This window comes from Vibrio sp. Vb1337 (genome assembly GCF_033338715.1).
GTDB lineage: Bacteria > Pseudomonadota > Gammaproteobacteria > Enterobacterales > Vibrionaceae > Vibrio > Vibrio alginolyticus.
Map to the genome: position 1 here is coordinate 126,873 of NZ_JAWOTD010000012.1, position 24,349 is coordinate 151,221.

Annotated in this window: 21 protein-coding genes; 7 read left to right on the forward strand and 14 right to left on the reverse strand. The window is 45.0% G+C overall.

Annotated elements, in window-relative coordinates; all coding sequences use genetic code 11:
* Positions 1-49: 49 nt before the first annotated feature.
* The 3 genes from hemH to htpG form a co-directional block, all read right to left on the reverse strand.
* Positions 50-1,012 (reverse strand): ferrochelatase, encoded by a 963-nt coding sequence (gene hemH / locus R7E42_RS15185; RefSeq protein ID WP_053303297.1) that lies wholly within the window; start codon positions 1,010-1,012, stop codon positions 50-52.
* Between the two features lie 167 nt (positions 1,013-1,179).
* Positions 1,180-1,824, reverse strand: a complete 645-nt coding sequence (adk, locus tag R7E42_RS15190; RefSeq protein WP_005382094.1) for an adenylate kinase — start codon at positions 1,822-1,824, stop codon at positions 1,180-1,182.
* A gap of 320 nt (positions 1,825-2,144) precedes the next feature.
* Positions 2,145-4,049, reverse strand: a complete 1,905-nt coding sequence (gene htpG / locus R7E42_RS15195; protein WP_017819957.1) for a molecular chaperone HtpG — start codon at positions 4,047-4,049, stop codon at positions 2,145-2,147.
* A gap of 271 nt (positions 4,050-4,320) precedes the next feature.
* Here htpG and R7E42_RS15200 point away from each other — a divergent pair, with 271 nt between their 5' ends.
* The 4 genes from R7E42_RS15200 to R7E42_RS15215 are packed head-to-tail and all read left to right on the forward strand — an operon-like array spanning position 4,321 to position 6,828.
* Complete coding sequence (locus tag R7E42_RS15200; RefSeq protein ID WP_318072791.1) at positions 4,321-5,199, forward strand: transcriptional regulator; 879 nt, start codon at positions 4,321-4,323, stop codon at positions 5,197-5,199.
* Between the two features lie 11 nt (positions 5,200-5,210).
* The gene (toxS, locus tag R7E42_RS15205) at positions 5,211-5,726 is read left to right on the forward strand and encodes a transmembrane regulator ToxS (protein WP_005382091.1); all 516 of its coding nucleotides are present in this window, start codon (positions 5,211-5,213) and stop codon (positions 5,724-5,726) included.
* Between the two features lie 46 nt (positions 5,727-5,772).
* Complete coding sequence (locus R7E42_RS15210; protein ID WP_318072792.1) at positions 5,773-6,528, forward strand: sulfite exporter TauE/SafE family protein; 756 nt, start codon at positions 5,773-5,775, stop codon at positions 6,526-6,528.
* Between the two features lie 21 nt (positions 6,529-6,549).
* A complete protein-coding gene (locus tag R7E42_RS15215) occupies positions 6,550-6,828 on the forward strand; it encodes a SelT/SelW/SelH family protein (protein WP_005382088.1) in 279 nt (92 codons plus the stop codon).
* Positions 6,829-6,866: 38 nt separating this feature from the next.
* Here the strand turns inward: R7E42_RS15215 and yfcE are convergent, their stop codons facing one another.
* From yfcE to R7E42_RS15245, 6 genes are all read right to left on the reverse strand, one after another.
* Complete coding sequence (gene yfcE / locus R7E42_RS15220; protein WP_138939153.1) at positions 6,867-7,412, reverse strand: phosphodiesterase; 546 nt, start codon at positions 7,410-7,412, stop codon at positions 6,867-6,869.
* Positions 7,413-7,487: 75 nt separating this feature from the next.
* Entirely contained in the window at positions 7,488-7,697 is a 210-nt protein-coding gene (locus R7E42_RS15225) for a hypothetical protein (protein ID WP_005382086.1), read from the reverse strand.
* Positions 7,698-7,846: 149 nt separating this feature from the next.
* Positions 7,847-8,254, reverse strand: coding sequence for a CBS domain-containing protein (locus tag R7E42_RS15230; RefSeq protein ID WP_005382085.1), 408 nt, complete (start codon positions 8,252-8,254; stop codon positions 7,847-7,849).
* On the reverse strand, positions 8,251-8,601 hold the full coding sequence (locus tag R7E42_RS15235; protein ID WP_005382084.1) for a P-II family nitrogen regulator: 351 nt from the start codon (positions 8,599-8,601) through the stop codon (positions 8,251-8,253). The genes R7E42_RS15230 and R7E42_RS15235 overlap by 4 nt, the downstream gene beginning before the upstream one ends.
* The gene (locus R7E42_RS15240) at positions 8,591-9,382 is read right to left on the reverse strand and encodes a DUF1538 domain-containing protein (protein WP_205390755.1); all 792 of its coding nucleotides are present in this window, start codon (positions 9,380-9,382) and stop codon (positions 8,591-8,593) included. The genes R7E42_RS15235 and R7E42_RS15240 overlap by 11 nt, the downstream gene beginning before the upstream one ends.
* Positions 9,379-10,113 carry a DUF1538 domain-containing protein gene (locus tag R7E42_RS15245; protein ID WP_213876700.1) on the reverse strand — a complete coding sequence of 245 codons (735 nt, stop codon included), beginning with the start codon at positions 10,111-10,113 and terminating at the stop codon, positions 9,379-9,381. Before R7E42_RS15245 ends, R7E42_RS15240 begins: the two co-directional genes overlap by 4 nt.
* A gap of 255 nt (positions 10,114-10,368) precedes the next feature.
* Between R7E42_RS15245 and R7E42_RS15250 the strand changes: the two genes are divergently transcribed.
* From R7E42_RS15250 to R7E42_RS15260, 3 genes are all read left to right on the forward strand, one after another.
* On the forward strand, positions 10,369-11,283 hold the full coding sequence (locus tag R7E42_RS15250; protein ID WP_005382076.1) for a TIGR01777 family oxidoreductase: 915 nt from the start codon (positions 10,369-10,371) through the stop codon (positions 11,281-11,283).
* 44 nt (positions 11,284-11,327) lie between these two features.
* A complete protein-coding gene (locus tag R7E42_RS15255; RefSeq protein ID WP_213912466.1) occupies positions 11,328-12,155 on the forward strand; it encodes an SDR family oxidoreductase in 828 nt (275 codons plus the stop codon).
* Positions 12,156-12,627: 472 nt separating this feature from the next.
* Positions 12,628-13,482 (forward strand): co-chaperone YbbN, encoded by an 855-nt coding sequence (locus R7E42_RS15260; RefSeq protein WP_005388628.1) that lies wholly within the window; start codon positions 12,628-12,630, stop codon positions 13,480-13,482.
* A gap of 60 nt (positions 13,483-13,542) precedes the next feature.
* Here R7E42_RS15260 and R7E42_RS15265 read toward each other — a convergent pair whose 3' ends face one another.
* From R7E42_RS15265 to bcsQ, 5 genes are read right to left on the reverse strand one after another with little or no spacing between them, the layout of a single operon-like run.
* Positions 13,543-17,307 (reverse strand): cellulose synthase subunit BcsC-related outer membrane protein, encoded by a 3,765-nt coding sequence (locus R7E42_RS15265; protein ID WP_318072793.1) that lies wholly within the window; start codon positions 17,305-17,307, stop codon positions 13,543-13,545.
* Positions 17,298-18,404, reverse strand: coding sequence for a cellulose synthase complex periplasmic endoglucanase BcsZ (gene bcsZ / locus R7E42_RS15270; RefSeq protein ID WP_318072794.1), 1,107 nt, complete (start codon positions 18,402-18,404; stop codon positions 17,298-17,300). Before bcsZ ends, R7E42_RS15265 begins: the two co-directional genes overlap by 10 nt.
* On the reverse strand, positions 18,404-20,689 hold the full coding sequence (bcsB, locus tag R7E42_RS15275; RefSeq protein ID WP_318072795.1) for a cellulose biosynthesis cyclic di-GMP-binding regulatory protein BcsB: 2,286 nt from the start codon (positions 20,687-20,689) through the stop codon (positions 18,404-18,406). Before bcsB ends, bcsZ begins: the two co-directional genes overlap by 1 nt.
* A complete protein-coding gene (gene bcsA / locus R7E42_RS15280; RefSeq protein WP_262602015.1) occupies positions 20,679-23,312 on the reverse strand; it encodes a UDP-forming cellulose synthase catalytic subunit in 2,634 nt (877 codons plus the stop codon). Before bcsA ends, bcsB begins: the two co-directional genes overlap by 11 nt.
* A 3-nt stretch (positions 23,313-23,315) precedes the next feature.
* On the reverse strand, positions 23,316-24,095 hold the full coding sequence (gene bcsQ / locus R7E42_RS15285; protein ID WP_021484815.1) for a cellulose biosynthesis protein BcsQ: 780 nt from the start codon (positions 24,093-24,095) through the stop codon (positions 23,316-23,318).
* Between the last annotated feature and the right edge of the window lie 254 nt (positions 24,096-24,349).

A 24,349-nucleotide genomic window follows, 5' to 3' on the forward strand; every position in this document is an offset into this window, starting at 1 on the left:
TCGCTCAACTAAACGTAGAAAGGGTCGCTATTGCGACCCTTTTTTGTATCTAAAGTTTAGATTGAACTAACTCAACCATCATCTCGATATGAAGTTCACTATCGTTCAAACAAGGGATGTAGGTAAAGTTTTCACCACCTGCTTCAAGGAAAATCTCTTTACACTCTTCCGAGATCTCTTCCAACGTCTCTAAACAATCTGACGAAAATGCGGGGGTCACAACATTAATATTTTTCACACCCTTTGCAGGAAGTGCCTCTAGGGTCTTATCGGTATAAGGTTGAAGCCACTCTTCTCTCCCAAATCGGGACTGATACGTCATGCCAATTTGTTGGTCGCTTAAACCTAACGCTTCCCCAAGCAAGCGAGTCGTCTCTTCACAATGCTGTGGGTAAACATCACCATTGTCAGCATAGCGTTTTGGAATACCATGATAAGAACACAGCAGGTAATCTCCCTGACCATTCTTTTGCCAATGTTCACGAACTGAATGCGCTAACGCTTCAATATATTTCGGGTGATTGTAATAATCACGAATAAAGCTAAAGCCTGGCATCACCGGCAGGTTTTTAAATGCTTTAGTGATTCCGTCAGAAACCGCTGCCGTTGTTGTGCCCGAGTATTGCGGATACAAAGGTAAAACAATGACTTCATCAACGCCTTGCGCCAATAGGGCTTCAAAGCCTGATTGCAAACTTGGGTTACCATACGTCATACCAAGCTCTACAGGTATATCAAGCTTTTGTGCTAACTTTTCCGTTTGGCGTTTAGAGTACACCATCAACGGCGAGCCCTCTTCCATCCATACTGATTGATAGAGTTTGGCAACTTTAGGAGCTCGGATAGGAAGGATAACGCCGTGCAATAGTGGACACCAAAGCCATCGAGTCATGTCTACCACTCGGTGATCATGAAGAAACTGACTTAAAAAGCGCTTTACGGCAGGAGCGGTTGGTGCGTCAGGAGTTCCCAGGTTAACTAGGAGTACACCCTGTTTATTATTCTCTTTCATAACATCCTATTCATGGTAAACGGCTTGGTTCATATATTTAAGTAACCTCGAAGTAACGAATAGCCGAGCTGAAGTTAATTAGATATATGTTTACGAGTAAACTAAAAAAAGCGACCACTTGGGCCGCTTTCAATATATCAAAATATTAAATTTTTGACTTCAGCAAATTAAGATAGTGCTTTCTCGATATCCGCACTAACTTCAGCTACTTGCTTAGTACCATCAAACTTAAGGTACTTAGTCTTGCCTGCTTCAGCTTCTTTGCCGTAGTAGTTGATTAGCGGCGCAGTTTGCTCGTGGTAAACACCTAGACGAGCACGTACTGTTTCTTCTTTGTCGTCATCACGAACAACAAGATCTTCACCAGTTACATCATCTTTACCTTCCACTTTAGGCGGGTTGTAAACCACGTGGTAAGTACGACCAGAAGGAAGGTGAGCACGACGACCAGCCATACGCTCAACAATCACATCGTCTGCAACGTCAAATTCGATAACGTAGTCTACGTCTACGCCCATTTCTTTTAGGCCGTCAGCTTGAGGGATAGTACGTGGGAAACCATCTAGTAGGAAACCGTTTGCACAGTCTTCTTGAGCGATACGCTCTTTGATAAGACCAAGGATGATTTCATCAGAAACTAGCTGACCAGCGTCAATAACAGCTTTAGCTTGTTTACCAAGCTCTGTACCTGCTTTGATAGCAGCACGAAGCATATCACCAGTAGAGATTTGTGGAATACCGTATTTTTCCATGATGAAGTTTGCTTGTGTGCCTTTACCTGCACCTGGAGCACCTAGAAGAATGATGCGCATGATTTATCCTCTTTAATATTTAAGATTTATACCGAAGCTCACAATAGCTGACCTCTTAGACATCAAACCTGAGAAGCACCTGCAACGATAAGTTTCGGTATAACGTATATAGGCGAGCAAAAATACACGCCTTATTACTCACATTCAAGTCGCAGATTCTATCACAGGTTCTCTGAGCAAAGAGTGTATTAAGACTAAAGAATGTTAACAGTACCCTCTTTCACGCCCTATTGATTATTAACTCAGCACTTGAGATGCAAAATTTTGCGACAACAAACAAAAAGCTCGCGAAATGCGAGCTTTTTGATTTGCAGAGGTTATTACACCTTAGTCAAAAGTTGATTAACGGCTCCTAAGAACTCTGTTGGATCCTCAATAGAGCCTCGCTCCGCTAGCATTGCCTGACCAAGCAGAACTTCAACCCAGCGACCAAACGCTTCTTCATCGGCTTCGTCAGCCATACGCTTAACCAATTCGTGCTCAGGGTTTAGCTCAAAGATGTATTTCACTTCCGGCACAGCTTGACCAGCTGCCGCAAGAAGCTTCGCCATTTGAGTGCCCATTTCGTAATCGTCCGTTACCACAACAGCAGGCGTAGATGCGAGTTTGAAGGTCGTACGAACTTCTTTCACACGATCGCCTAGGTAAGACTTCGTGCGCTCTACAACCGACTTGAACTCTTCTTCGGTTTCTTTTTGCTTCTCTTTTTCTGCTTCATCTTCAAACTGACTTAGATCAAGCCCAGCTTTAGTGATTGACTGGAACTGTTTACCATCAAACTCAGTTAAGTAGTTCATCAGCCACTCATCAATGCGGTCGTACATCAAGATAACTTCAATGCCTTTCGCTTTGAACTGTTCTAAGTGAGGGCTGTTTTTCGCAGCTGCATAGCTGTCTGCCGTCAAGTAGTAGATCTTATCTTGACCTTCTTTCATGCGCTCAACGTAAGACGCCAAGCCCACAGTTTGCTCAGAAGAGTCCACTTCAGTTGAAGCAAAGCGCAATAAACCTGCAACTTTCTCTTTGTTTGCAAAGTCCTCCGCAGGGCCCTCTTTCATCACAAGACCAAACTCTTTCCAGAATGATTGGTATTTCTCTTCGTCATTCTTGGCCATACGCTCGAGCATCGTTAGCACGCGCTTAGTACAAGCATTACGTAGAGACTGAGTCACTTTATTGTCTTGTAAGATCTCACGCGATACGTTTAGCGGTAAATCGTTTGAGTCTATTAAACCACGTACGAAGCGTAAGTATGACGGCATAAATTGCTCTGCATCGTCCATAATGAATACGCGCTGTACGTAAAGTTTCAAGCCTGATTTGTGGTCGCGGTTCATCATATCCCAAGGTGCTTTCGATGGGATGTATAGTAAGCTCGTGTAGTCGTTTTTACCTTCTACACGGTTATGACTCCAGACCAATGGATCGGCAAAGTCATGTGATACGTGCTTGTAGAACTCTTGATACTCTTCTTCTGAAATGTCAGATTTGTTACGCGTCCACAGTGCTTGGGCTTTGTTGATTTGCTCCCACTTCTTCTCATCCGTTTCCTTGCCTTCGTCATCACGAACAACAGTTTGGATTGAAACAGGAATGCCGATGTGATCAGAGTACTTACTGATAACGTCACGTAGACGCCACTCATTCAAAAACTCTTTACCCTCTTCACGCATATGAAGAATGATGTCGGTACCACGTGACTCTTTGGTAATGTTTTCGATGGTGTACTCACCTTCACCCGCTGAGTGCCATTGTACCGCTTCATCAGCGGCTAGACCCGCAGCGCGAGTGCGCACGGTAACGGCGTCAGCAACGATAAATGCCGAGTAGAAACCAACACCAAACTGACCAATAAGCTGAGAGTCTTTGCTCTGCTCTTCAGATAGCTTTGAGAAAAACTCGGCTGTTCCAGATTTTGCGATTGTTCCTAAGTGCTCAATCACATCATCACGGCTCATACCGATACCGTTATCAGAAATGGTTAAGGTATTTGCGCTTTCATCAAACGACAGTTTCACGCAAAGGTCTGCATTACCTTCGTATAGATCTGGGTTAGATAACGCCTGAAAGCGCAGTTTGTCTGATGCATCTGATGCGTTAGAGATCAGCTCGCGCAAAAAGATCTCTTTATTTGAATAAAGAGAATGGATCATTAAATGCAGTAGTTGTTTTACTTCTGATTGAAAACCACGAGTTTCTTTATTTTGAGATACGGTTTCGCTCATGTGTGCTCCATAACATCTAAACTAATTGGCTTTTTCATAGGGACAAGTTTGTGACTTTCCCCTTGAAATCACCTTACCGAGATGTCATTTAACATGTGGCTGACAAATGTAAATTCAAGGTCAATATTGCTAAAAACGGTGTTTTTTTAGAAAATTTTAATTATCCTACCCGTCTAAAAGCATCTAAAATGTCGTGCGCACTCCAAGCGCCCCGGTAATTTTGTGACATAAATCACCATAATTACAACATCATCCATCTAAGAAGAACTAAATGACTAACATTGGCACCAAATTTCTACTTGCTCAAAGGTTCACCTTTGATCCAAATAGTAATTCGCTCGCTGACCAACAAAACGGCAACGACGTTGTACGATTAGGAAGCAACGAAAGCCGTATACTTCTGATGTTGGCAGAGAGACCAAACGAAGTTTTAACCCGTAACGAGCTTCACGAGTTTGTTTGGCGTGAGCAAGGTTTTGAGGTGGATGACTCAAGCCTGACTCAAGCGATTTCTACTCTGCGTAAGATGTTGAAGGATTCAACAAAATCTCCAGAGTTTGTTAAAACGGTACCTAAACGTGGCTACCAACTCATTTGTTCAGTGGAACGCTTGAGCCCATTTTCTACTGACTCTAACACTGACGTTGAAGAAACCGCTTCTGAACAAGAAGCGCCAGCAGTGGAGTTAGAAGCGAGCGATATGCCACCGACAGAGGTAGTGACCGATACTACTGCTGATATTGAGCCTCAAGTAGAGCCGACTAAAACTCAGCCGAAGCCAGCATCTAACACGATTAACTGGCTACCGCGTGTCATTATCTTTTTGTCTCTGCTGCTTCCTGTTTGCGTATTGTTATTCACGAACCCTGCGGAATCCCAATTCCGTCAAATTGGTGAGTATCAAAATGTACCAGTGATGACACCTGTAAATCACCCTCAAATCAACAACTGGTTGCCTTCAATAGAGCAATGCATTGAGCGCTACGTGAAGCACCATGCAGAAGACTCGTTGCCAGTGGAAGTGATTGCCACTGGTGGACAAAATAACCAGCTGATTCTGAACTACATTCATGACAGTAACCACTCTTACGAGAACGTAACACTGCGTATTTTCGCAGGTCAAAACGATCCAACAGACATCTGCAAATAAAGGAGGCCAATATGAAGATTAAATTAGCATCTGCGGTTTTGGCCGTATCCGTTCTTTTCAGTAGTTGGTTGTATTGGGGAAGTGACCTAAAAGTGGAGCAGCTCCTCACAGCAAACGAATGGCAGTCGACCATGGTGACAGTCATTACAGACAGCTTGCCTGACGATACTGTCGGCCCACTACGCCGAGTTAATGTTGAATCAAACGTGAAATATCTCCCTAATGGTGACTATATTCGCGTAGCAAATATCAAACTATTCGCTCAAGGTTCAACCGCAGAATCAACGATAAATATCTCGGAAAAAGGCCGCTGGGAAGTAAGTGACAACTATTTGTTGGTCTCGCCTTCGGAGTTTAAAGATATTTCATCTTCTCAATCAAAAGACTTTTCCGAAGCACAGCTACGTTTGATTACTCAAATTTTTAAGCTAGATGCGGAGCAAAGTCGTCGTATTGACGTCGTGAACGAAAAAACACTATTGCTCACTAGCTTGAACCACGGTTCTTCGGTACTGTTTAAAAACTAATTTTGATTGGATGATAAGGGGGCAAGACGCCCCCTTTGTTTTGCTTATGGATTGGCTAGATACCCTTACCCTTTTTTTCGGTTCACTAACCGCCAACACGCTGGCTTCACTTTCCGGTGGCGGAGCAGGCTTGCTTCAATTCCCTTTACTCATCTTTCTCGGCTTACCGTTCTCCGTTGCGCTAGGCACACATAAAGTGGCTTCGGTCGCTTTAGGCTTAGGCGCAGCAAGCACGCATTTAAGATCAGGCACTATTAAATGGAAAATCGCGCTCTACCTTATCTTGTCCGGTAGTATTGGCGTGATTTTAGGGGCTAACTTAATTGTACAGATCCCTGATGGTATCGCGGAAAAGATGCTCGGCACGATGATCCTAGCGCTAGGTATCTACTCGCGATTTAAGACATCGCTAGGCCAAGCTGAAGTAATACGTAACCGTCATCCTATCGGTTGGGTTATTGGTGGAATTGGCTTACTGTTTATCGGCATCATTAACGGATCTCTTACCGCAGGTTCTGGTTTGCTCGTGACACTATTTTTGGTGCGCTGGTTTGGTTACGACTACAAACAAGCCGTTGCTTACACCATGATTTGTGTCGGCCTGTTTTGGAATGGCATTGGAGGCATTGCCGTCGTACAGGCAGGGGCGCCTATTCACTGGGCTTGGTTACCTGTTTTATTGTTAAGCTCTTTTCTAGGCGGCAGTTTAGGCGCATGGGCCGCGACTCGATACAGCAACAGAGTGATTAAAGTTGCATTCGAAATTCTCACGTTTGCGGTGGGCATCAAGTTGCTGGTTTAAAAAGATTAAAAGGAAAGTTTCATGGATAAAGCAATCATTGATATTTATTACTGCCGCCAGTGCAACTGGATGTTGCGTTCAACTTGGCTATCGCAAGAATTACTGCATACTTTTAGTGAAGAAATAGAAACAATCAGCTTACACCCAGACACAGGTGGTCGCTTCGAAATTTTCTGTAATGGCCAGCAAATTTGGGAACGGAAAAAAGACAGCGGCTTTCCTGAAGCCAAGGTGCTAAAACAGCGCGTTAGAGACATTATCGACCCAGAACGCGATTTAGGACATTCAGACACAAAATAGGGAGTAATTCGCTCCCTATTTTTTACTTAGTAAAACCGTTAAATCATGGTTTGTGCTAATACTTCGCCTTCTGGCGTTTTTACCGTTAGCTTATTGTCTTCTAGAGTACCAAAGCTTCTCGGTAAGCCATTACGTGGGAATGTCATCGAGCCTGGGTTGAATATAATGGCTCCATCTTGCATCTCTGCGACGGGAACATGTGTATGCCCGTGGGCGATGATATCACCTTCGCGCAGTGGCGGCCGTTTTTCAGAGTTGTACAAGTGACCATGAGTCAAAAAGATTCTCTTGCCAGATTCAAGTAGCACCCATGAGTAATCCATCATCATTGGAAACTTCAATAGCATTTGGTCCACTTCACTATCACAGTTGCCACGTACAGAAATAATTTGATCACTGTATTGGTTCAATAAGTCTGCTACCTGTGGAGGGTTGTAGCCTTCCGGAATAGGGTTTCGTGGCCCATGGTTTAGCGTATCTCCTAGCAAAATCATGTGGTGCGCACCAGAGGCCAGAAATAGCTCAATGGTTTCTTTAGTTGCTGGCAAAGAGCCATGCAGGTCTGAGGCAAAAAATAGTTTCACGACATTGTCTCCTCAAAAAGTATGAGGTCATTCTACGGCATTTTTTTAGCAGCTCAACCTACGACGGTTTGAATACTACTGATAGCGCAATGATTCAATGACCATAGGCAAAACATAGAACCATGCTGCATACGCTGTTCCAACCAACACCAGTATCCAAAACACCATCGACATAAATTTTGATTTGGCTAGATGGTGCAGCGGATCGGGCTCTCCGCATCCTGGACATGCATGAGCGCGTTTTGAGATTTGTTTCTCACACACGGGGCAAGAGACTAAAGGCATGATACAGATTCCTCGACATTAGGCTTAGGGCGCAAAGAATAATGGTGAATTAACACATATGCAACCTAACATATATTAAATATTTTAGTTCTTTGTAACAGTCGCTGACTTGAGAAGAAATTCGTTGATTTTTCATTTATATCAACCTATTACACTTCTTCTCGCACCATACCGTTGATGACAATATTGTTATAACTCACCATCCCAATGACCTCGCCACTTTCAATGACCGGCGCTCTGCTTATGCCAAATCGCTCAAACAAACGTGCACAATATTTTACGTTCATATCTGGTTCGACACACAAAGCGGGCTTGGTCATGATTTCATAAATATTTGTGCGCTGAGGAGAACGATTATTCGCCAGCACCTTTTTGGCGATATCATTCATCAACACGATGCCATATTCATCATTATCATCTCGCTTTTTCACCACCAGCGCTTTGACTTGGTATTTTTTCGCTAGCGTTATGCCTTCGTATACGGTCATCAGTCCATCAACCATTACATACGTTGCCGCCATAACATCTCGAACTCTAATTATCGTTTGATCACTCATAATTCATCCTCGACTACTTTGGTCAATGTCTCGACTTGATGCGCGACACCGACTGCATCTTCAATATCGATCTGAATAGCAATCCCCTGTCCCGACTCTCTGTCAAATTCACCAACCTCATTAATGGTCTCTAATATGTGTCGAGAGAGATGTTCCTCGACCACAAACAGCAGCACATCTTTTTGCACTTCTAGCGTTAAACCAAAAAACGTTCGCTTTTGATTTAAACCTTGCCCGCGAGCATTGTTAATCACTGTTGCACCGGTCGCACCAGCATCGCGTGCAGCGTCCAACACCTTGTCTGTTTTGCTGTCTTCAACAAACGCAAGTATCAATTTAAAGCGCATTTTCTTCTTCCTCCGAGACGTTTTTATTCAGCCACTGGGTTATTTGCGCATAGCCCATCACAGAGATCATAGGAAATAGACTGGCAAACGCGATCAAGCCAAAGCCATCAATCATTGGGTTTCTTCCAGGGACGGTCGAAGCAAGCCCTAACCCTAATGCAGTTACAAGTGGGACAGTGACGGTAGAAGTTGTTACGCCTCCAGAATCGTAGGCGAGTGGAACAATAAGCTTAGGAGCGTAAAACGTTTGAATCACAACGACGATGTAACCCGCGATGATGTAATAATGAATGGGATCGCCCACGACAATCCGGTAACTACCTAATGCAATACCAATTGCCACCCCAAACGCAACGGCTACGCGCAAGCCGTTAATACTGATACTGCCTCCAGAGACTTGGTTTGCTTTTATCGCTACAGCGATTAAAGAAGGCTCTGCAATCGTGGTACTAAAGCCTATAAAAAAGGCGAAGGTGTAAACCCAATAATAGTCGACCCACATTAAGGCTTTCCCTACCGATACTTTGAACTCTTGTAAAAACTCCGGCGCCGTTAATTGCACAGCCATCGTCTCCCCAAGTGGAAACAATGCCATTTCTAATCCAAGTAAAAAAAGAGCTAGCCCGAGAATCACATAAACGAACCCAAGCAAAACTTTCTTAAGGTTGCTAACAGGACGCCTTAAAACCGCTAACTGAAAACCAAAAATAATGCTGGCGATGGGAACGACGTCTCGAACGGTCGATAATAAAGTGTCTAGGAAATGATCAATTGAAATCATGTTACGACCATTCCGTAAACCATCACAAACATCATCGGTAACAGCGAGGCAAAAGCGATTAAACCAAAGCCATCCACCATAGGGTTGCGCCCTTTAATAGAAGACGCTAAACCGACGCCCAGTGCAGTGACCAAAGGTACTGTTATGGTGGACGTGGTTACACCTCCGGAATCGTAAGCGACGCCAATAATGGCTTCAGGTGCAAACCACGTCAGTATTACAACGCCTACATAGCCACCAATGATCATGTAATGAATCGGCCACCCTTTTAAGATACGCAAAACGCCGATAACGATGGCTATCCCCACAGAGAGAGCTACTGTTACTCGAAGTCCTTGTCCATAATCCTGCATGGATTGCTCTGAGTTAGCGATCATTCCGCCCTCTGCCGCAACTTCTGAGGCTTCTTCCGCTACCGCGGTCAATGCAGGTTCAGCTATCGTGGTGCCAAACCCCAAACAAAACGCAAAGACTAATAACCAAAACACGCTGCCTTTTTTTGCAAAGGCTTGAGCCATACTCTCTCCGATAGGAAAAAGACCAAGTTCTAGGCCAAAGATAAAAAAGGTTAATCCTAAAACGACAAGCAACAAGCCAAAAAGAATGGAGACCAGGTTGGGCAGCGGCTCTTGCAAAACGACTAATTGGAAAAAAGTGATAACAATGATGATGGGTAATAAGTCACGAGCACTATTGAGGAGCGCTCGAAAAAGCGCAACAAATGCTTCCATGCCTATCCTCCTTGATTATGCAAACTGATTACGCTCGTTCCAATGAGCGATAACTTTTAGTCTGGCATAGATTTCACTCTTCTACCGTGAATGCACTAGCGCCATCTATAACATTTAGTTACATATTTTCTAATATGTGAAGTTAATAGCCTCTCTGTCAGCTTGTCACTATCCCAGAAATAATGGTGTTGAGATGATCAAGCTAAGCACAAAACGACTATAATGTTCTAATACGTGTACATTCAAAGAGATAACATGAAGATATTACTCACAGGTGGCACTGGGTTTATTGGCTCGGAGTTGCTCAAGCTGCTATCAACTCACCAGGTTATGCTACTTACACGCTCTCCAGAGCGAGCAAAACAACGCCTACAGCATGCTGATCTGGGTAATATCGAATACCTTGACTCGCTCGAGTCGTTCGCCGATCTCAATCACGTTGATGCCGTCATTAATCTTGCAGGTGAGCCTATTGCGGATAAAAGGTGGACCAGCGAGCAAAAAGAAAAAATCTGCAAAAGTCGTTGGAAAATTACCGAGCAAATTGTTGAGCTGATCCACGCAAGTACCGAACCTCCCTCTGTTTTTATTAGTGGCTCGGCAGTTGGCTACTATGGTGATCAACAAGACCATCCGTTTGATGAGTGCTTACATGTTAATAGCGACGACTTTCCTCACGAGGTTTGTGCAAAGTGGGAGCAAATAGCCAAGCGCGCAGAGTCGGAACAAACACGGGTTTGTCTACTGAGAACTGGCGTGGTACTCGGCCTTAATGGTGGTGCGTTGGCAAAAATGCTATTACCTTACAAGCTTGGCGTAGGCGGCCCACTTGGGAACGGTAATCAGTACATGCCTTGGATTCACATCCTAGATATGGTCCGCGCCATCATGTACTTGCTTGAAACACCACATGCCCACGGTGCATTCAATATGTGCGCCCCCCATCCTGTGACTAATCGTATATTCAGCGGCACACTAGCTAAAACGCTAAAACGTCCGCATATCTTGTTCACGCCTAAATGGGCGATGGAACTCCTAATGGGAGAATCTTCCTGCTTATTGTTTGATAGCATGAGAGCCAAACCCAAAAAACTCACCGAACTGGGCTTTAAATTTAGCTACTCCAGAATAGAGCCAGCACTCAAGCACTTGCTTCATGACCGGAGCTGATGAATGATGGCTCTAATCAAGGTTTCTGAGTCTTAAATTAAATTATGAAAAAGTCGATTCTTATTACGGGTTGTTCAACCGGCATCGGTTACGTGTGCGCTCACGCCCTACAAAACAAGGGATTTAATGTCATTGCATCTTGTAGGAAAGAACAAGATGTCCAGCGCCTAATTAATGAAGGGCTAACCTGCATCAATCTAGACCTAAATAGCCCAGAAAGCATTTCTTCGGGCGTGAAGCAAGCGCTAGAGTTAGCAGAAGGTAAGCTTTACGCAGTGTTCAATAATGGTGCCTATGGTCAGCCCGGAGCACTGGAAGACTTACCCACCGAGGCTCTTCAAGATCAATTTCAGACCAACTTTTTTGGTTGGCACCAGTTGGTCAGAGAAGTGCTTCCTCATATGCGCCTGCAAGGCGAAGGACGCATCATACAAAACAGCTCTGTTCTTGGTTTTGCCGCAATGAAATACCGTGGTGCCTATAATGCATCAAAATTTGCCTTAGAAGGCTGGACAGATACGCTCAGGCTAGAGCTTGCGGATACGAATATCAAAGTGGCATTGATAGAACCAGGACCGATCGAAACTCAATTTAGAAACAATGCATTACGAGCCTTTGAGAAGTGGGTTGATATTGAATCTAGCCCCCATCGTCATGCTTATGAAGGACAAAGAGAGCGACTCAACAACGACAAGTCTAATAATCGATTTGTTTTGCCTGCAGAGTCTTGCATCGCACCAGTTCTTCATGCATTAACTAGCGTTTCACCGAAAATTCGTTATCGAATTACTACACCGACTAAATTATTCGCAGTCTTGAAAAGACTATTACCAACCCATGTACTTGATAAAATTTTGCGACAGGCTGCATAAAAAAGTTTTGTCGAAATGTAATTTCACCGTAACAATGTGATGTCATTATGAACATGTAGGTTAAAAAAACCTCAACTAAACGAATCAATTTCTACGCAATTCAGCGGGGATTCTTTCGCCCAAAGTGATTGAGTTGCTTAGATTTGGTATCGCCACCCATTACGTTTTGTAGCAATGTTTATACTACTGCGAGGCAACAATGACATTAAATCAGCTTAACTGGCTTAGTGTGGGTGTAGTGTTGACCATGTTCATCCTATTTTGATACCGCACTAACAAATAGCATTAGAATTGCGCTGCTTCGGCAGCGTTTTCTTTTTATCTAACACCTGAGCAGCAATAACCTCACTCTATTACCTCACGTTTTCTCAAAATAGAATGATTCATTATTGATGGTGAATGTCGCTTGAATTTCACCTAAATCAACTCCATATCTAATATCAACGACAAGACACAAGGCAAGGATACTCTGATGCAATCCCCATTTATCGTTGAGATAACAGAACAGAACTTTCGCGAAACGCTTGAAGGATCAATGAACACGCCCGTTTTGATCCACTTTTGGGCCAACGCTCAGCCAGAAAGCGCACAGATACTCCCTGAGTTGCAATCTCTTGCTCAACAGTACAACGGTGCATTTACGCTTGCTCTACTAAATTGTGAAGATCAGCCCGCTTTAGCGTCTCAATTTGGCGTGCAAGTATTGCCAACTATCGCGCTGTTTATAAATGGTCAAGCCGTCGATGGTCTGGGAGGCCCCCAGCCAATTGATGCCATTGCTACCATGCTACAAAAGCATTTGCCAAGCCCAGATGAACAACTATTAAAACAAGTCAGTGAACTTCTTCAGCAAGGTGAGCATGCTCAGGCTTTGAGCATCATCCACACTTTGCCGCCAGAGCTGCAAGAGCGTGGTGATGTGAAACTCGCGATGGCTGATTGTTTGCTAGAAACCAAACAATTTGATATTGCCCAAGAACTACTGAACGCTATCCCTCTCGAGTATCAAGATAACTACTACAAGAGCCTAATAGCCAAGCTCGAGCTGCATTTGCAGGCTGCAGATAGCCCTGAGTTACAGCGACTAGAACAAGCATACGCAGCAGACATGGCAAACTTCGAACTCGCTTGTGAATTGGCGGTACAATACAACCAAGTTGGTCGGGATGAAGAAGCGTTGGAACTGCTGTGGAATATTCTTAAAAAAGACTTGGGCGCCCAAGACGGTGACGTGAAGAAGACTTTTATGGATATTCTCAGTGCGCTAGGTCAAGGTAACGCATTAGCAAGCAAATATCGTCGCCAGCTTTACTCAATTTTGTACTAAGCGCCGCATTCTTCTAGGAATAAGACAACAAAGGCCGGGATTTCCGGCCTTTGTTTTTTGTTAGAAGTCGCTATACAACGTTGGTGCTGCTGGCGGATACTCTATTGGTTGCCAACGATCATTAAAGGTGTACTTGGCATAAAGCATGAAATGGTTTGGTGTATAAAACTCAGAACGTTGTACATCGACTAACGCACCAAGATACCAACGTTTGCTGACTCGCTTTTCCACCGCCGCTTGCAACGACGTACCAAAACCACCACCTTTGTCTGACTCCGCTACTGTCGATAAGTATGGCGCGTCTTCCTTAGTCCAAGAGTTAGAGACGGATGCACTCAATTGATATGACCAAGAACTGTTGTATCGGCCATAAAGGTTGATAGGTAAAGACACCGAGAAGTAACTTTGCGGGCTGTAGTAGCCACCGTGACCTAGCGTGTACTCACCCAGATTTTTGTCGTAATCAAGGTACATTAAGTTCGTACCTATACTTAAACGCTGGTCATCCGTTGCAATTAACTTGTAGTACGCTCCACCTAGCACGCCTAAACGAGTGTTGTCCTCAACCTTTTCACCAGTCAAAACATGATACTGCAAGCTACTCCAAAAACCGTAAGGGCCACCAATGTCCCAACTTGAGCTCAACTTCACACCAGTACGAGCAACTCCGCCCCATTTAGTCCCTTGAGGGTCAGTCGTGCCGCTAGGGACAGACATTCCAGCATAAGAAAGCGTGCTACTGGTCTCTGGGCGACGCGAAGCTTCTGCCGTCCAACCAAACTCACCCAGGTCCCCATTGATGCGCACACCACCAACCCATGTGGTATGGTCGAAACCAATTGGTGTCGTGCCGATATCGACCAACCAATCTTCAGCCTGCCAGCCCACTCCAAATGCCATACCTGATGCGTCATTTTGGAACGAAGTGCTGTCAGAATCGGTGGTTTTTTCATAATAGTCCAACTGACCTGAATCGATAGAAACATAATCGGCTTTTAGCAACAGGTGCCCATCCCAGCTCTCTATCGGGATTCGGGCTTCTATGGGCACTTGATTCGAAGTATTACGGCCATCTCGTGCACTGTAATCCCAGCCAATCATGACATGCCCATCACTCCGATCATGCAGTTTATCGATGTCCGATTTGACGTTACGAGTCAACCAGTAGTCGTCAGCAGTATCATATAGCTCGCGTAAGCTTAGGGGTTCTTTTTTCGCCTCTTCAGGTTCACGATTTTTATCCATTCGGTCACGATTTAAGGCTTGATAGGCGCGTGTTTCAGCTAACGCCCACTGTTGATTTTCCATTGCTATAGACATGCTATTGCGAAATGCTAATGCGTCAGCATCAGGCATCGCATCCAACAACTGATTTAGCGCATTAGCGTCATTTCGATAGCCTTGTTGATTAAACACCGCGGCCACTGTCATCAACTGTGCCGCAGTTAAGCTATCGCGCTTTTTATTCAAAATGAGGTACATGTCGTGATACGTCGCTTCATATCCAGTCAAAGCACTAGCTTGCAACATGCCAATTTCTGCTTGAGTTTTAAATGGCTCAGGCTTTAAAGAAACTTGTTCATACAAATCCAACGCAAGCTTAGGCTGTTGATTAACCAGCATCAGATCCGCTTGACTCAACAGTCGACGGGTTTTGAGTTCATCAAGCTGTAATGCTTCCGAAGCACTTAAATCTTGTGTTGCGGAATTTAATGCTAAGCTCGCATACCAACTATCAAAATCTTCAAAGTGATTCAAGCTTACCATCATGCTGCCGTAAGCCAGTTTGTCATCGGTTGACCAATCTTCTGCAAACGAAATGCTTTGGAAAATCCTCTCAGCTTCCTTAACTTCATCAATGTCTAACCACGCACTCACTAGACGAGCGAGCGGTTGAATTTGACCTTGATAATCCGACTCTAGCGCACGTAATGTCGCCGTTACTGATTCAGGAGAAGCTAAGTAACGCGTTCGAATCTCTCTCAACTGAGCATCAAGCTTCAAGCGAGTTAAATTGCGCTGCATTGCGTCTGTCATGTCATGTTGTGCGATGCTCTCTAGCTCAGCGATGGCCTCATTCACTTTGAAGTCCTGCGCGAGATAAAGCGCGTAAGCAAATTTCATTTCAGGGTCATTACTAGATGTAGCCCAATCGGACATCAGCGTATCCGCGCGTACTTTGTCGCCCATTGAATGAACCACGTCAGCAATATCAAGCCTTAACCATGGGGAGGTTGGCTGTAGCGCAATCAATTCCTCTACGGACGCTTTCATCGTTGCCTGATCATTTTGAGCGATTGCGATCCGCAGACGAGTCAAAATAACTTCCGACTTGATGCTCGCTATTTTTTCAGCGACCACTTTCTGCTGTGGGGCTGAGTAACTGCGCGCGAGTGCTTCCGCGCCAGACCAATCTTGCTGCTGAATACGAACATCTAAGCGACCACGCAATGCAGAGCTATTGCTGCTATCCAGTTGCAAAGCTTGTTTGAAAACCTTCTCTGCCGCGGCATAATTTTCTTGTACCAGATACAAAGAGCCTAATGATGAATAAGCATAAGGTTGGGATTTATCTACTTGAATCGCTTTTTGATAAGCACTTTCTGCTTGCTTAAACTGGCCTTTTTCGACCAAGGCATCACCTTGATCAAGATACGCCCAATATTGAGAAGTCTCGATTAGCGCTGCCCATTTTGAGGCCGAGTCAGGATTATGATCTAAGTGCTGAGCCTGTTTAAAGTATCCGAGCGCTTTTTGTTGCTGCCCTCTACGTAGATAAACCTTACCCATAGCACCAAGCAATTCAGGATCTTGCGGACGAGTCGTCAACGCATAACGCAGCTGAGCTTCTGCTTGGTCGGTTTTATCTTCCTCGAGCAACGCTAACCCTTTGAGCTTGGCGAGATAAGTGGGGTCTTTGCGTAGTTCCTTTTCCTTTTTCCAGCGATCTTTCGCGCTTTGATTCGCTCTTTGTATCTCCATGTCAGACGGGTAGTAGCTAGCTAAGATGGCATATTGCTGAACAACTTGATCTGAAATAGGCAATTGATCCAATGCACGCAACCACGACGTTGCCGCATTTGTTCCAACCGAAGGAGCAAGCGCTAACTTTTTATAGGTATCGAGAATCCATGGATCGGCAGGATTCTCTTTGCGAATGTGGTTGGCTAACGCGAGTTGAAAAGACGGAACACTAGGATAATTTGCATTTAAACGTTCCAGTCCCTGTTTTACCGAGCTCCAACTGCCTGGCAAATTACTTTGCAACTGTAGGAATTCCAGTTGTAACGCTGGTGATGGCATTCCATTTGGGAAAAGGGCTTTGTAAGCTTGAATCGCTTCATCGTAACGACCAGATTTTGCAAGCAACTGAGCGCGCTGATAATCCGCTCTTTTCTCTCCCTGAATAGCCATAATCGATGACAAGTTTTTCGCTTGAGTCGAATGAGGCGCCTGTCTGATTAAGCGCTCAAATACCGGTTTTGCTAATTCTGGCTGCTTACGTTTCAGATACATATTCGCTTGATAGAAAAGCCCCGTTGGATTGCTTTCTTCAATCGCGAACAGCCTCTCCAGAGTACTCTCGACAATATCATCTCGGCCAATCGCATCCGCCAGTTTTAGCTGCTCAACCAACCACTCAACCGAGTCAACTCGTGCTAATGATGTGGAAAATTGAACCAGCTCGATAGACTTGTAGACCTGTGCGAGCTGCGACTTTGTCAGAGGTTTTGAGCTAAAGCTTTCTGCATGCACAGTGCCGACGCCACCAGCCGCCAAAGCAACCAGTGGAATCCACCATAACACGCGTCCTGTTACTGACATCTCTCGCTCCATACAGGAAGCAATTCACCTTGCACACCAAAACGGTAACGTTCTTCATGCCAACCAAGCCCAAATAGACTTAATACGTTGTCGTAATAATGATCGTTTTTGTCCACCACAAGTTCATTTTGAGCACGACGAAACTGCGTCTCCAACAGCGTAGATTCACCAGAAGCCGCGAGTAACGGAAGAGCCGAAGCAGAAAAACCTGCGCTTCCTGCTTGGGTATATTTACCCGTTTCAGTATTTACTTCTCTCGCTGGCGCACCAAGGGCTTTGGTTGCCGCGACAAACGGCTGCATTTTTTGTACTAATACTGCTTTTTCTGAAACTTGGTCATTTAGCATACCCGCCCAAAGATAAGTGCGGATGGCGTTGTAACTGCCCATCGGCCCTGTAACCACATCTGAGCTATAACGACCATTTCTCAATACTGCCCAGTCTGGGCTAAAGCCTGCTGGCATCGTTTTCTCTAGCATGTGAACACTTGCCTTATACATTGAGTCCCAGTTGTATTGCGGGTACAGCGACTGCATACGAGCAATCAGTTGTAACGGAACATAACTCGGATTCACACGGTACTGGCCGTCGGCATCAAAGCCCGTTGGAGCTGGCAACAATACCGTTCCAACTCCCGCTATGTTGACGGTTTCTTCACGTAAAATACGACTCGCGATCAGATGTCCAAGGGTCTGATAGTAGTAGTTATTCCATAATCTCCCCGCCTCAACAAGGGAGTAAGCTATCCACAAATCAGAATCTGACGCTGGGTTAGAATCCAACACTCCGAACTGACCATTTTCTTTTCTTCCCCACAACCAAGCGGGAAGCCTTGCCGTCAAGTCCCCACCAGCTAAATGTGATTGAGTCCATTTTAAAACCTGATCGAAGGTTTTAGGGTCATTGGCAACCAAGGCAAAAAACAATGCGTAAGATTGGCCTTCCGAGGTTGTAATCATACGCTCGTCACTGCCATCAACGACTCGGCCTTGCTCCATGTATACCGACTTAAATGTTTCCCATTGTGGCCACTCGCAGGTGTTAGCCCACAAGTAAGGAGACACGAACAACATAAGGAATGAGATGAGTTTTTTCATTATTCCTCTTCCTCAGTTTTTTCTAAACGTCTAGACGCGACTTGACGTAATACGCGCCAAAGCACAATGGTTACAATCACCACTAGCAAGGCGGCAAAGCACGCAACGATGACTGGGTGATTAGAGAAGTGATACCAAACGAGCTGCCACACAGGAAGCTTACCAACATAGTAGTGCGAACCCACGTTGTAGCTAGCTACTTCGTTATTTCTCAACGTCACTACCGAGCCAAACATGTGCTCCACTTTACCGGAGTCAGCCAACGCGCGATCAACCGACGCAAAATCTGACGGGTGAGCCGCCATAATAGAAATGACACTGCGTTTTTTCGTAAATGGCGATTCTGCACCATAAATAGCAGCAAAAGAGCCTTCCGCCTCGACAGAAACATAATCTGCGGCGACTTGACGAGCATCACTTGGACTCATCCAGTTCATTCCGAGCTGCTTTTCATTTTTGCTTGGCAGGCGAATTTGTCTCTGACCTTCTTTAACCACTAAGTTAACTTGGTCAGGGTTATTAGCGGCTTCTTCTAGTGCATCCACAACACCGATCGTCAGGATGTCTTTATCTTTTAGTTGCTCAGCATTCCATTTGTCTGTCAAAAGCACCTGAATACCTGGGTACCCAGAATCACTTCCTAACGACCCCATGACGTTTAAGAAGGTCTGCAACACTTCTTTTGGTGCTCTCTCTGGAACAACAATCGCAGTTTCTGACAAATCGGCCATGCGCGTGTAAGGGAAGCCAGAAGTAGCAAAAGCGCGCATATTTGGCATTTCGATGTAGTGAGGGAAACCACTAAAATCAACCGTAGAGTCACCATCAATGACCGCGTATTGCTTACTTGGTTGCGTCACCTGACATTGCCCATCAGTCACCGACGCAAAGCCAAACTCAAACTCGATTTGGTTTTTACTGCCAACTTTAAAGGCCGGAATACGAACAAGCGCATCACCACTCAGAATACTGTCATCTAACAGAGGAACACGCACACGGTTAGACTCACCACCTTGGCCTTTTGTGGTTAAGTTAAACGCCTCAATGAACTGGTCATTGATGCTCAAAGTCAGGCGAGAACCAGAATGATCCGCAGCTGGTGGCGAATACCTATAGTTAAGATCCATCGGTATACCACGGCTCTGCCAGGTAAAGAGATCGGGTGGTAAGCGCAAACTCACATTGATTGGAGGAGGCGTTCGACCTTCCACTTGCAACATGCTTTTTTGTTCGACTAATTCAGATAATGCAACGGGACGAGCCGTACTCACCCAGTTTGGCGCATCGTACGGGACTCGTGGTTTGATTTGTTTGACTTCATTAATCTTCGCGATTGGCCCAGTAAGAAGTTGGTTTCCCAACGCCAAACCTTGCACCGCAACGTTAAGATCCTTACTGTCACGGCCTATCACTAGAAGAAGCTTCACGTACGGGTCAGTTGGGTGAGTGATGACTTGAAGACGAGGCCCATCCGTGTCTGGAAAATCTCTCAGAAACTCAGGTTTGTTGTCATTAGTAACAAAGACAATGGCGTTGCGCTTAGGTAACGTGTCGACACTAAAAGGGAATTGAGCGCCACGCCAACCCGCAAGAGCACCAAAGTAAGAGCTCAAGACACCGGCAGCTTTGACATCATCCAGATCGTATTTGCCGCCCATAACGACAGGCAGATTTAACTGGCTGAAATCACGGACATCAAAAAACGGCGCTGGCAACAAGCTCAAGTCACTTTCCAGCATTGTCTTTTGGGCGAACATTTCAATTCGACTGCTTTGGCTGATCTCAGCCCAAATGCTCGAGTCATTTGGATTGGCACACTCTTTCTGAGTATTCCCAATCAACTCAAAGCGAATTTGGTTGTAGTTACTGAAGTAACGAGTATCCAGCGGCATCGATAAGCTCAATTTTTTACCTTGCTGACCATCGACGATTGACGCCACTCCCATAAGCTCATTGTTCAAATACACTTTGACGTGAGAAACCAAAGAGAGCAACGCTGGTGAAGGTGTGATGTCAAAGTACAACGTGGCTTTAGACACCACCTCATCGAGTCGCGAACCGAAACCAATATAAGCACTGGCCTCACTACCTTGAATAGCAATTGAACCACTGTAACCCAATTGACTAAATGGAATGACACGCTTAAATACGGTCGAATTTTCAGCATCTTGCTGTGCCAAAGGCGTTGGTTGTTGCTGACTTACTTCTTGTGCCGCGAGACTGCCCGACATACACATGAGAGTGATAGCCGTCGTCAACGCCGTTAGTTTTTTATTATTTAGCATGACTTGAGGTCCTGATTGGGACATAACGAGGTCTTAGTGACCAAATAAATTCGATACAAAATAAAAGTGCATCCACACTGGCCTGAACAAACTTAGGACAATGTTGCAGCAAGCGTTTGTATCCATTAAAGCCGACTTGCAGTACAGCCTGCATACTCGATAGAGGCTTATCTGATTGATAACCTTGTTGCCATTTCGCCCACGTATCTGCACGTGCAAATGTACATTGGACGTATTGGATTTGTTGTTGATGAGACAATTCGTTGAGTTGTAAACCAAATATCCCCTTATGAGCATAGGCAACCGTCATCGGGAACACGAATTCTTGACCACCGCGATTGAGGATCACTTCTAAGGTTTGGCCAAGTAGGTACGCACAGGTTGGTTCATCGACTCCGTCTATTTCAATGCGCACGCCACCCAAAGAGAAATCCTTCATCTGCGCTTGAATCAAGTGTCCTGAGTGAAGCCTTACCGCGACAGGAGTCGCTACCTCTACTCGGTGATCTTTTCGCACTTGTTTGGCTTCTACCGCAACGGCGACAGCAGCACCTAAAATCAACAAGTTGTACATCGTCCAAACGAGGTTCACGATAACTGTACCGATTTCGTCTTGAGGCCCCCACCCCATTCGGTAAATCCCTACAGCAAAGCCCAGAATGTTGAGTGCAACCAAAACCAAATATGGTCGGGAGATCACCCAATCGTAGTGAGATTTTTCAACCAAACCGCCTTTTGCCGTTACGTTGAATGTCCCTTTATGGGGTGCAAACAAAGCCACCGTTGTTGGCCTTGCGATATACCAAGCAAGCACGGTTTCGTATACCTCACCCCAGAACGAATAACGGTAGTCACCCTGCATACGAGAGTTGGTCATGCTCGCGTGGATCATATGGGGCAATACGTACAAAATGATCGCCAGCGCTGGCGCATAAATCACGTAGGAATGCAGCAACAAATAAGCCAATGGTGCGATCAGGAATACAATCCTTGGGATACCAGATAGAAAGTGCAGCATGGCATTGACGTAACAAAGCCGTTGAGAGAGCTTAAGCCCCTTTCCAGTCAATGGATTATCTACCCTAAATATCTGCGCCATCCCGCGAGCCCAACGAATGCGTTGCCCAACATGTGCAGACAATGTTTCTGTCGCCAAACCAGCAGAAATCGGCTGCTTAAGATATGCAGAACGATAGCCTAAACGGTGCATGCGCAGAGACGTGTGCGCATCTTCCGTCACGGTTTCGACTGCAATACCACCGACTTCCTCTAAAGGCTCTCGACGTAAAATAGCGCACGAGCCACAGAAGAAAGTCGCATCCCATAAGTCGTTACCATCTTGAATCAGGCCGTAAAACAAGTTGCCTTCGTTTGGCACGTTACGAAAGTTCGATAAGTTACGCTCAAAAGGATCCGGTGAGAAAAAATGGTGCGGCGTCTGAATAAGCGCCAACTTTGGATCTTTCAGGAACATCCCCATTGTGAGCTGAAAAAATGCTCGTGTAGGAATATGGTCACAGTCAAAAATCGCAACAAACTCACCGCTGGTCTGCTTCAACGCATAGTTAATGTTACCGGCTTTCGCATGTTCATTCGTTGGGCGGCGGATGTAGTTCACCCCTACACTTTTGGCGAAATCTCGGAAGCTATCACGCTTGCCGTCATCCAGAATGTGGATGTTGAGTTTGTCTTTCGGCCAATCGACACCTAACGAGGCATAAACCGTCGCTTTCACGACATCAAGATCTTCGTTGTAAGTAGGGATCATCAAGTCAATAGTTGGCCAAGTTGACTGATCCGGTGGCATCGATACTGGTTTGCGATTCAATGGCCAGATATTTTGGAAATAGCCAAGCATCAGCACAATCCAAGAATACGTCTCAGCTAGAAGTAAAACGCCCCCTAGAAACAAAGCAACAGGATCGTCCCAGTTCAGGGTAGACGAATAACGCCACCACAAGTATCGACATGAGGCCGTAACCGACAAGATGATCAAAAGCATGGTAGGAAAACGACCCGGCATGCGACGAACCATCATCGCTAATGCCCAGAGTAACAACACAAAGACAGTCTGAGCCTGATAACCAAATGGCACCGTAAAACACAGCAAAGCGATTAACACCACGAAAAACAGCAAGGTGTAGTTCAACGCCATCGCTGACTTACTTGCTTTAATACGCTCTCGAACTTGTGGATCTTTGATGTTGTTCGCTGTCTGTTCTAACCAGCGGACGCTTTTTGCAACCAATTCAAATGGCAAGTAGAACGCATTGCGAATTTGTTCGGCTAAAGTCATCGCTAAGCTGCTGGTTTTTTTGGACCATGCTGTATTTACGTTTTGCTTGAAGCAAAGCAACCACACGCTTTGGATAATAAAACGTACAGGATCAAACCATCTTGGCGCAGCAAAATTAACGTTTGGATAGTAAACCAAAGGCAGTTTCCATGAGGGAACACCCGAAATAGCCGGCTTTAAAAATACAAAACTCAATGAAAACCAAAAAGACAAAGCACACTCACCAACCCAGTTTGTTTTGCAATTCCAGGCTTGCTCGTAAGCGTTCTTCTGCAGTCTGAATTGGTCCACTACCCAACGTTGGAAAATCAGATTAAGACTTCGCATAAATTAGCTTTGGTCCTGAGCGCTTGATAACGCTGATACACACCAAAAAGCAAAAGACTGAAAATCTTTTGCGGCTTGGCTCGATGGCGAATAGTGTTGAACGGTCGTCAGGTTTGCCACACATTCAAGCAATGCCGTATCTCGATGAATCGAAACAGGAATCAAGGATTCGCTAAGTTCCTTTTTCAGCACCAACATGAAATCACGACCAATTTCGGTTTCTGGCTGATACTTATTCACCAAAAAACGTAATTTGTCAGAGCGAAGCAATCTCGATAGCTCTTCATGTTGTAGCCAAGATTGAAGAGTGAGATAACTCAGGGCGTCTGCCGTTACCACCACCACAATCATATCCATTGAGTCGACAAAAGATCGCACTTCAGGATCAGTAAGCTCTGCTAAGTCGGCGTGAAAAAGCAGCCACTGCTCACCACGGTTTTCGCTCACTTGCAACGTCATTTCACCTAGCATTGACAGGTAGTGAGAACGCTCGTTAAAAAACGCTTTTAACTGCTCAGAATTCAGATGGCCAAACGGTAAAAAAAGTGCACCTTGTGGGCTTTCATAACCAGCCTGGGTCCAAGGTTTATCTGAAAGAAGTTGTTTCGCCCAGCCATCTTTCTCTTCCTGCGGCAAGCCAAGATGAGTTTGCAGTAAACTGTTAGGCACCACCTCAATGGCCAGTACCTGTTTGTTTATCTTAACTAATGCTTGTGCCAAGTTCGCAGCGACGGTCGTTGAGCCACAACCACCTTTTAAACTAACAAAAAGAAGGCGTTTCATATCGCTTCAGTCTCTAAACCTGTCTGCTTAATACGCACTTGAAACAGAGCATTACGAGCACCGTTGGCTTGAAAGACCAACCACTTATTTTTAGCTTGCACGTAAGACTCGTTTTCTGTTGTTTCAATATACTTATGTTGAGTTAAGTTATAAGAAGAGTAGATCGAATTAATATCTTTTGCAGACTCAGTCACAACATTTTTTTCACAATATAACGGTGTTTAAACTGCGGTAATGGCAATCCCGCCAATTAC

Excerpts from the sequence above, each read along its gene's own strand:
- hemH (WP_053303297.1), bottom strand. The coding sequence starts at position 1,012 with ATGAAAGAGAATAATAAACAGGGTGTACTCCTAGTTAACCTGGGAACT.
- adk (WP_005382094.1), bottom strand. The coding sequence starts at position 1,824 with ATGCGCATCATTCTTCTAGGTGCTCCAGGTGCAGGTAAAGGCACACAA.
- htpG (WP_017819957.1), bottom strand. The coding sequence starts at position 4,049 with ATGAGCGAAACCGTATCTCAAAATAAAGAAACTCGTGGTTTTCAATCA.
- R7E42_RS15200 (WP_318072791.1), top strand. The coding sequence starts at position 4,321 with ATGACTAACATTGGCACCAAATTTCTACTTGCTCAAAGGTTCACCTTT.
- toxS (WP_005382091.1), top strand. The coding sequence starts at position 5,211 with ATGAAGATTAAATTAGCATCTGCGGTTTTGGCCGTATCCGTTCTTTTC.
- R7E42_RS15210 (WP_318072792.1), top strand. The coding sequence starts at position 5,773 with ATGGATTGGCTAGATACCCTTACCCTTTTTTTCGGTTCACTAACCGCC.
- R7E42_RS15215 (WP_005382088.1), top strand. The coding sequence starts at position 6,550 with ATGGATAAAGCAATCATTGATATTTATTACTGCCGCCAGTGCAACTGG.
- R7E42_RS15225 (WP_005382086.1), bottom strand. The coding sequence starts at position 7,697 with ATGCCTTTAGTCTCTTGCCCCGTGTGTGAGAAACAAATCTCAAAACGC.
- R7E42_RS15230 (WP_005382085.1), bottom strand. The coding sequence starts at position 8,254 with ATGAGTGATCAAACGATAATTAGAGTTCGAGATGTTATGGCGGCAACG.
- R7E42_RS15235 (WP_005382084.1), bottom strand. The coding sequence starts at position 8,601 with ATGCGCTTTAAATTGATACTTGCGTTTGTTGAAGACAGCAAAACAGAC.
- R7E42_RS15240 (WP_205390755.1), bottom strand. The coding sequence starts at position 9,382 with ATGATTTCAATTGATCATTTCCTAGACACTTTATTATCGACCGTTCGA.
- R7E42_RS15245 (WP_213876700.1), bottom strand. The coding sequence starts at position 10,113 with ATGGAAGCATTTGTTGCGCTTTTTCGAGCGCTCCTCAATAGTGCTCGT.
- R7E42_RS15250 (WP_005382076.1), top strand. The coding sequence starts at position 10,369 with ATGAAGATATTACTCACAGGTGGCACTGGGTTTATTGGCTCGGAGTTG.
- R7E42_RS15255 (WP_213912466.1), top strand. The coding sequence starts at position 11,328 with ATGAAAAAGTCGATTCTTATTACGGGTTGTTCAACCGGCATCGGTTAC.
- R7E42_RS15260 (WP_005388628.1), top strand. The coding sequence starts at position 12,628 with ATGCAATCCCCATTTATCGTTGAGATAACAGAACAGAACTTTCGCGAA.
- R7E42_RS15265 (WP_318072793.1), bottom strand. The coding sequence starts at position 17,307 with ATGTCAGTAACAGGACGCGTGTTATGGTGGATTCCACTGGTTGCTTTG.
- bcsZ (WP_318072794.1), bottom strand. The coding sequence starts at position 18,404 with ATGAAAAAACTCATCTCATTCCTTATGTTGTTCGTGTCTCCTTACTTG.
- bcsB (WP_318072795.1), bottom strand. The coding sequence starts at position 20,689 with ATGCTAAATAATAAAAAACTAACGGCGTTGACGACGGCTATCACTCTC.
- bcsA (WP_262602015.1), bottom strand. The coding sequence starts at position 23,312 with ATGCGAAGTCTTAATCTGATTTTCCAACGTTGGGTAGTGGACCAATTC.
- bcsQ (WP_021484815.1), bottom strand. The coding sequence starts at position 24,095 with ATGAAACGCCTTCTTTTTGTTAGTTTAAAAGGTGGTTGTGGCTCAACG.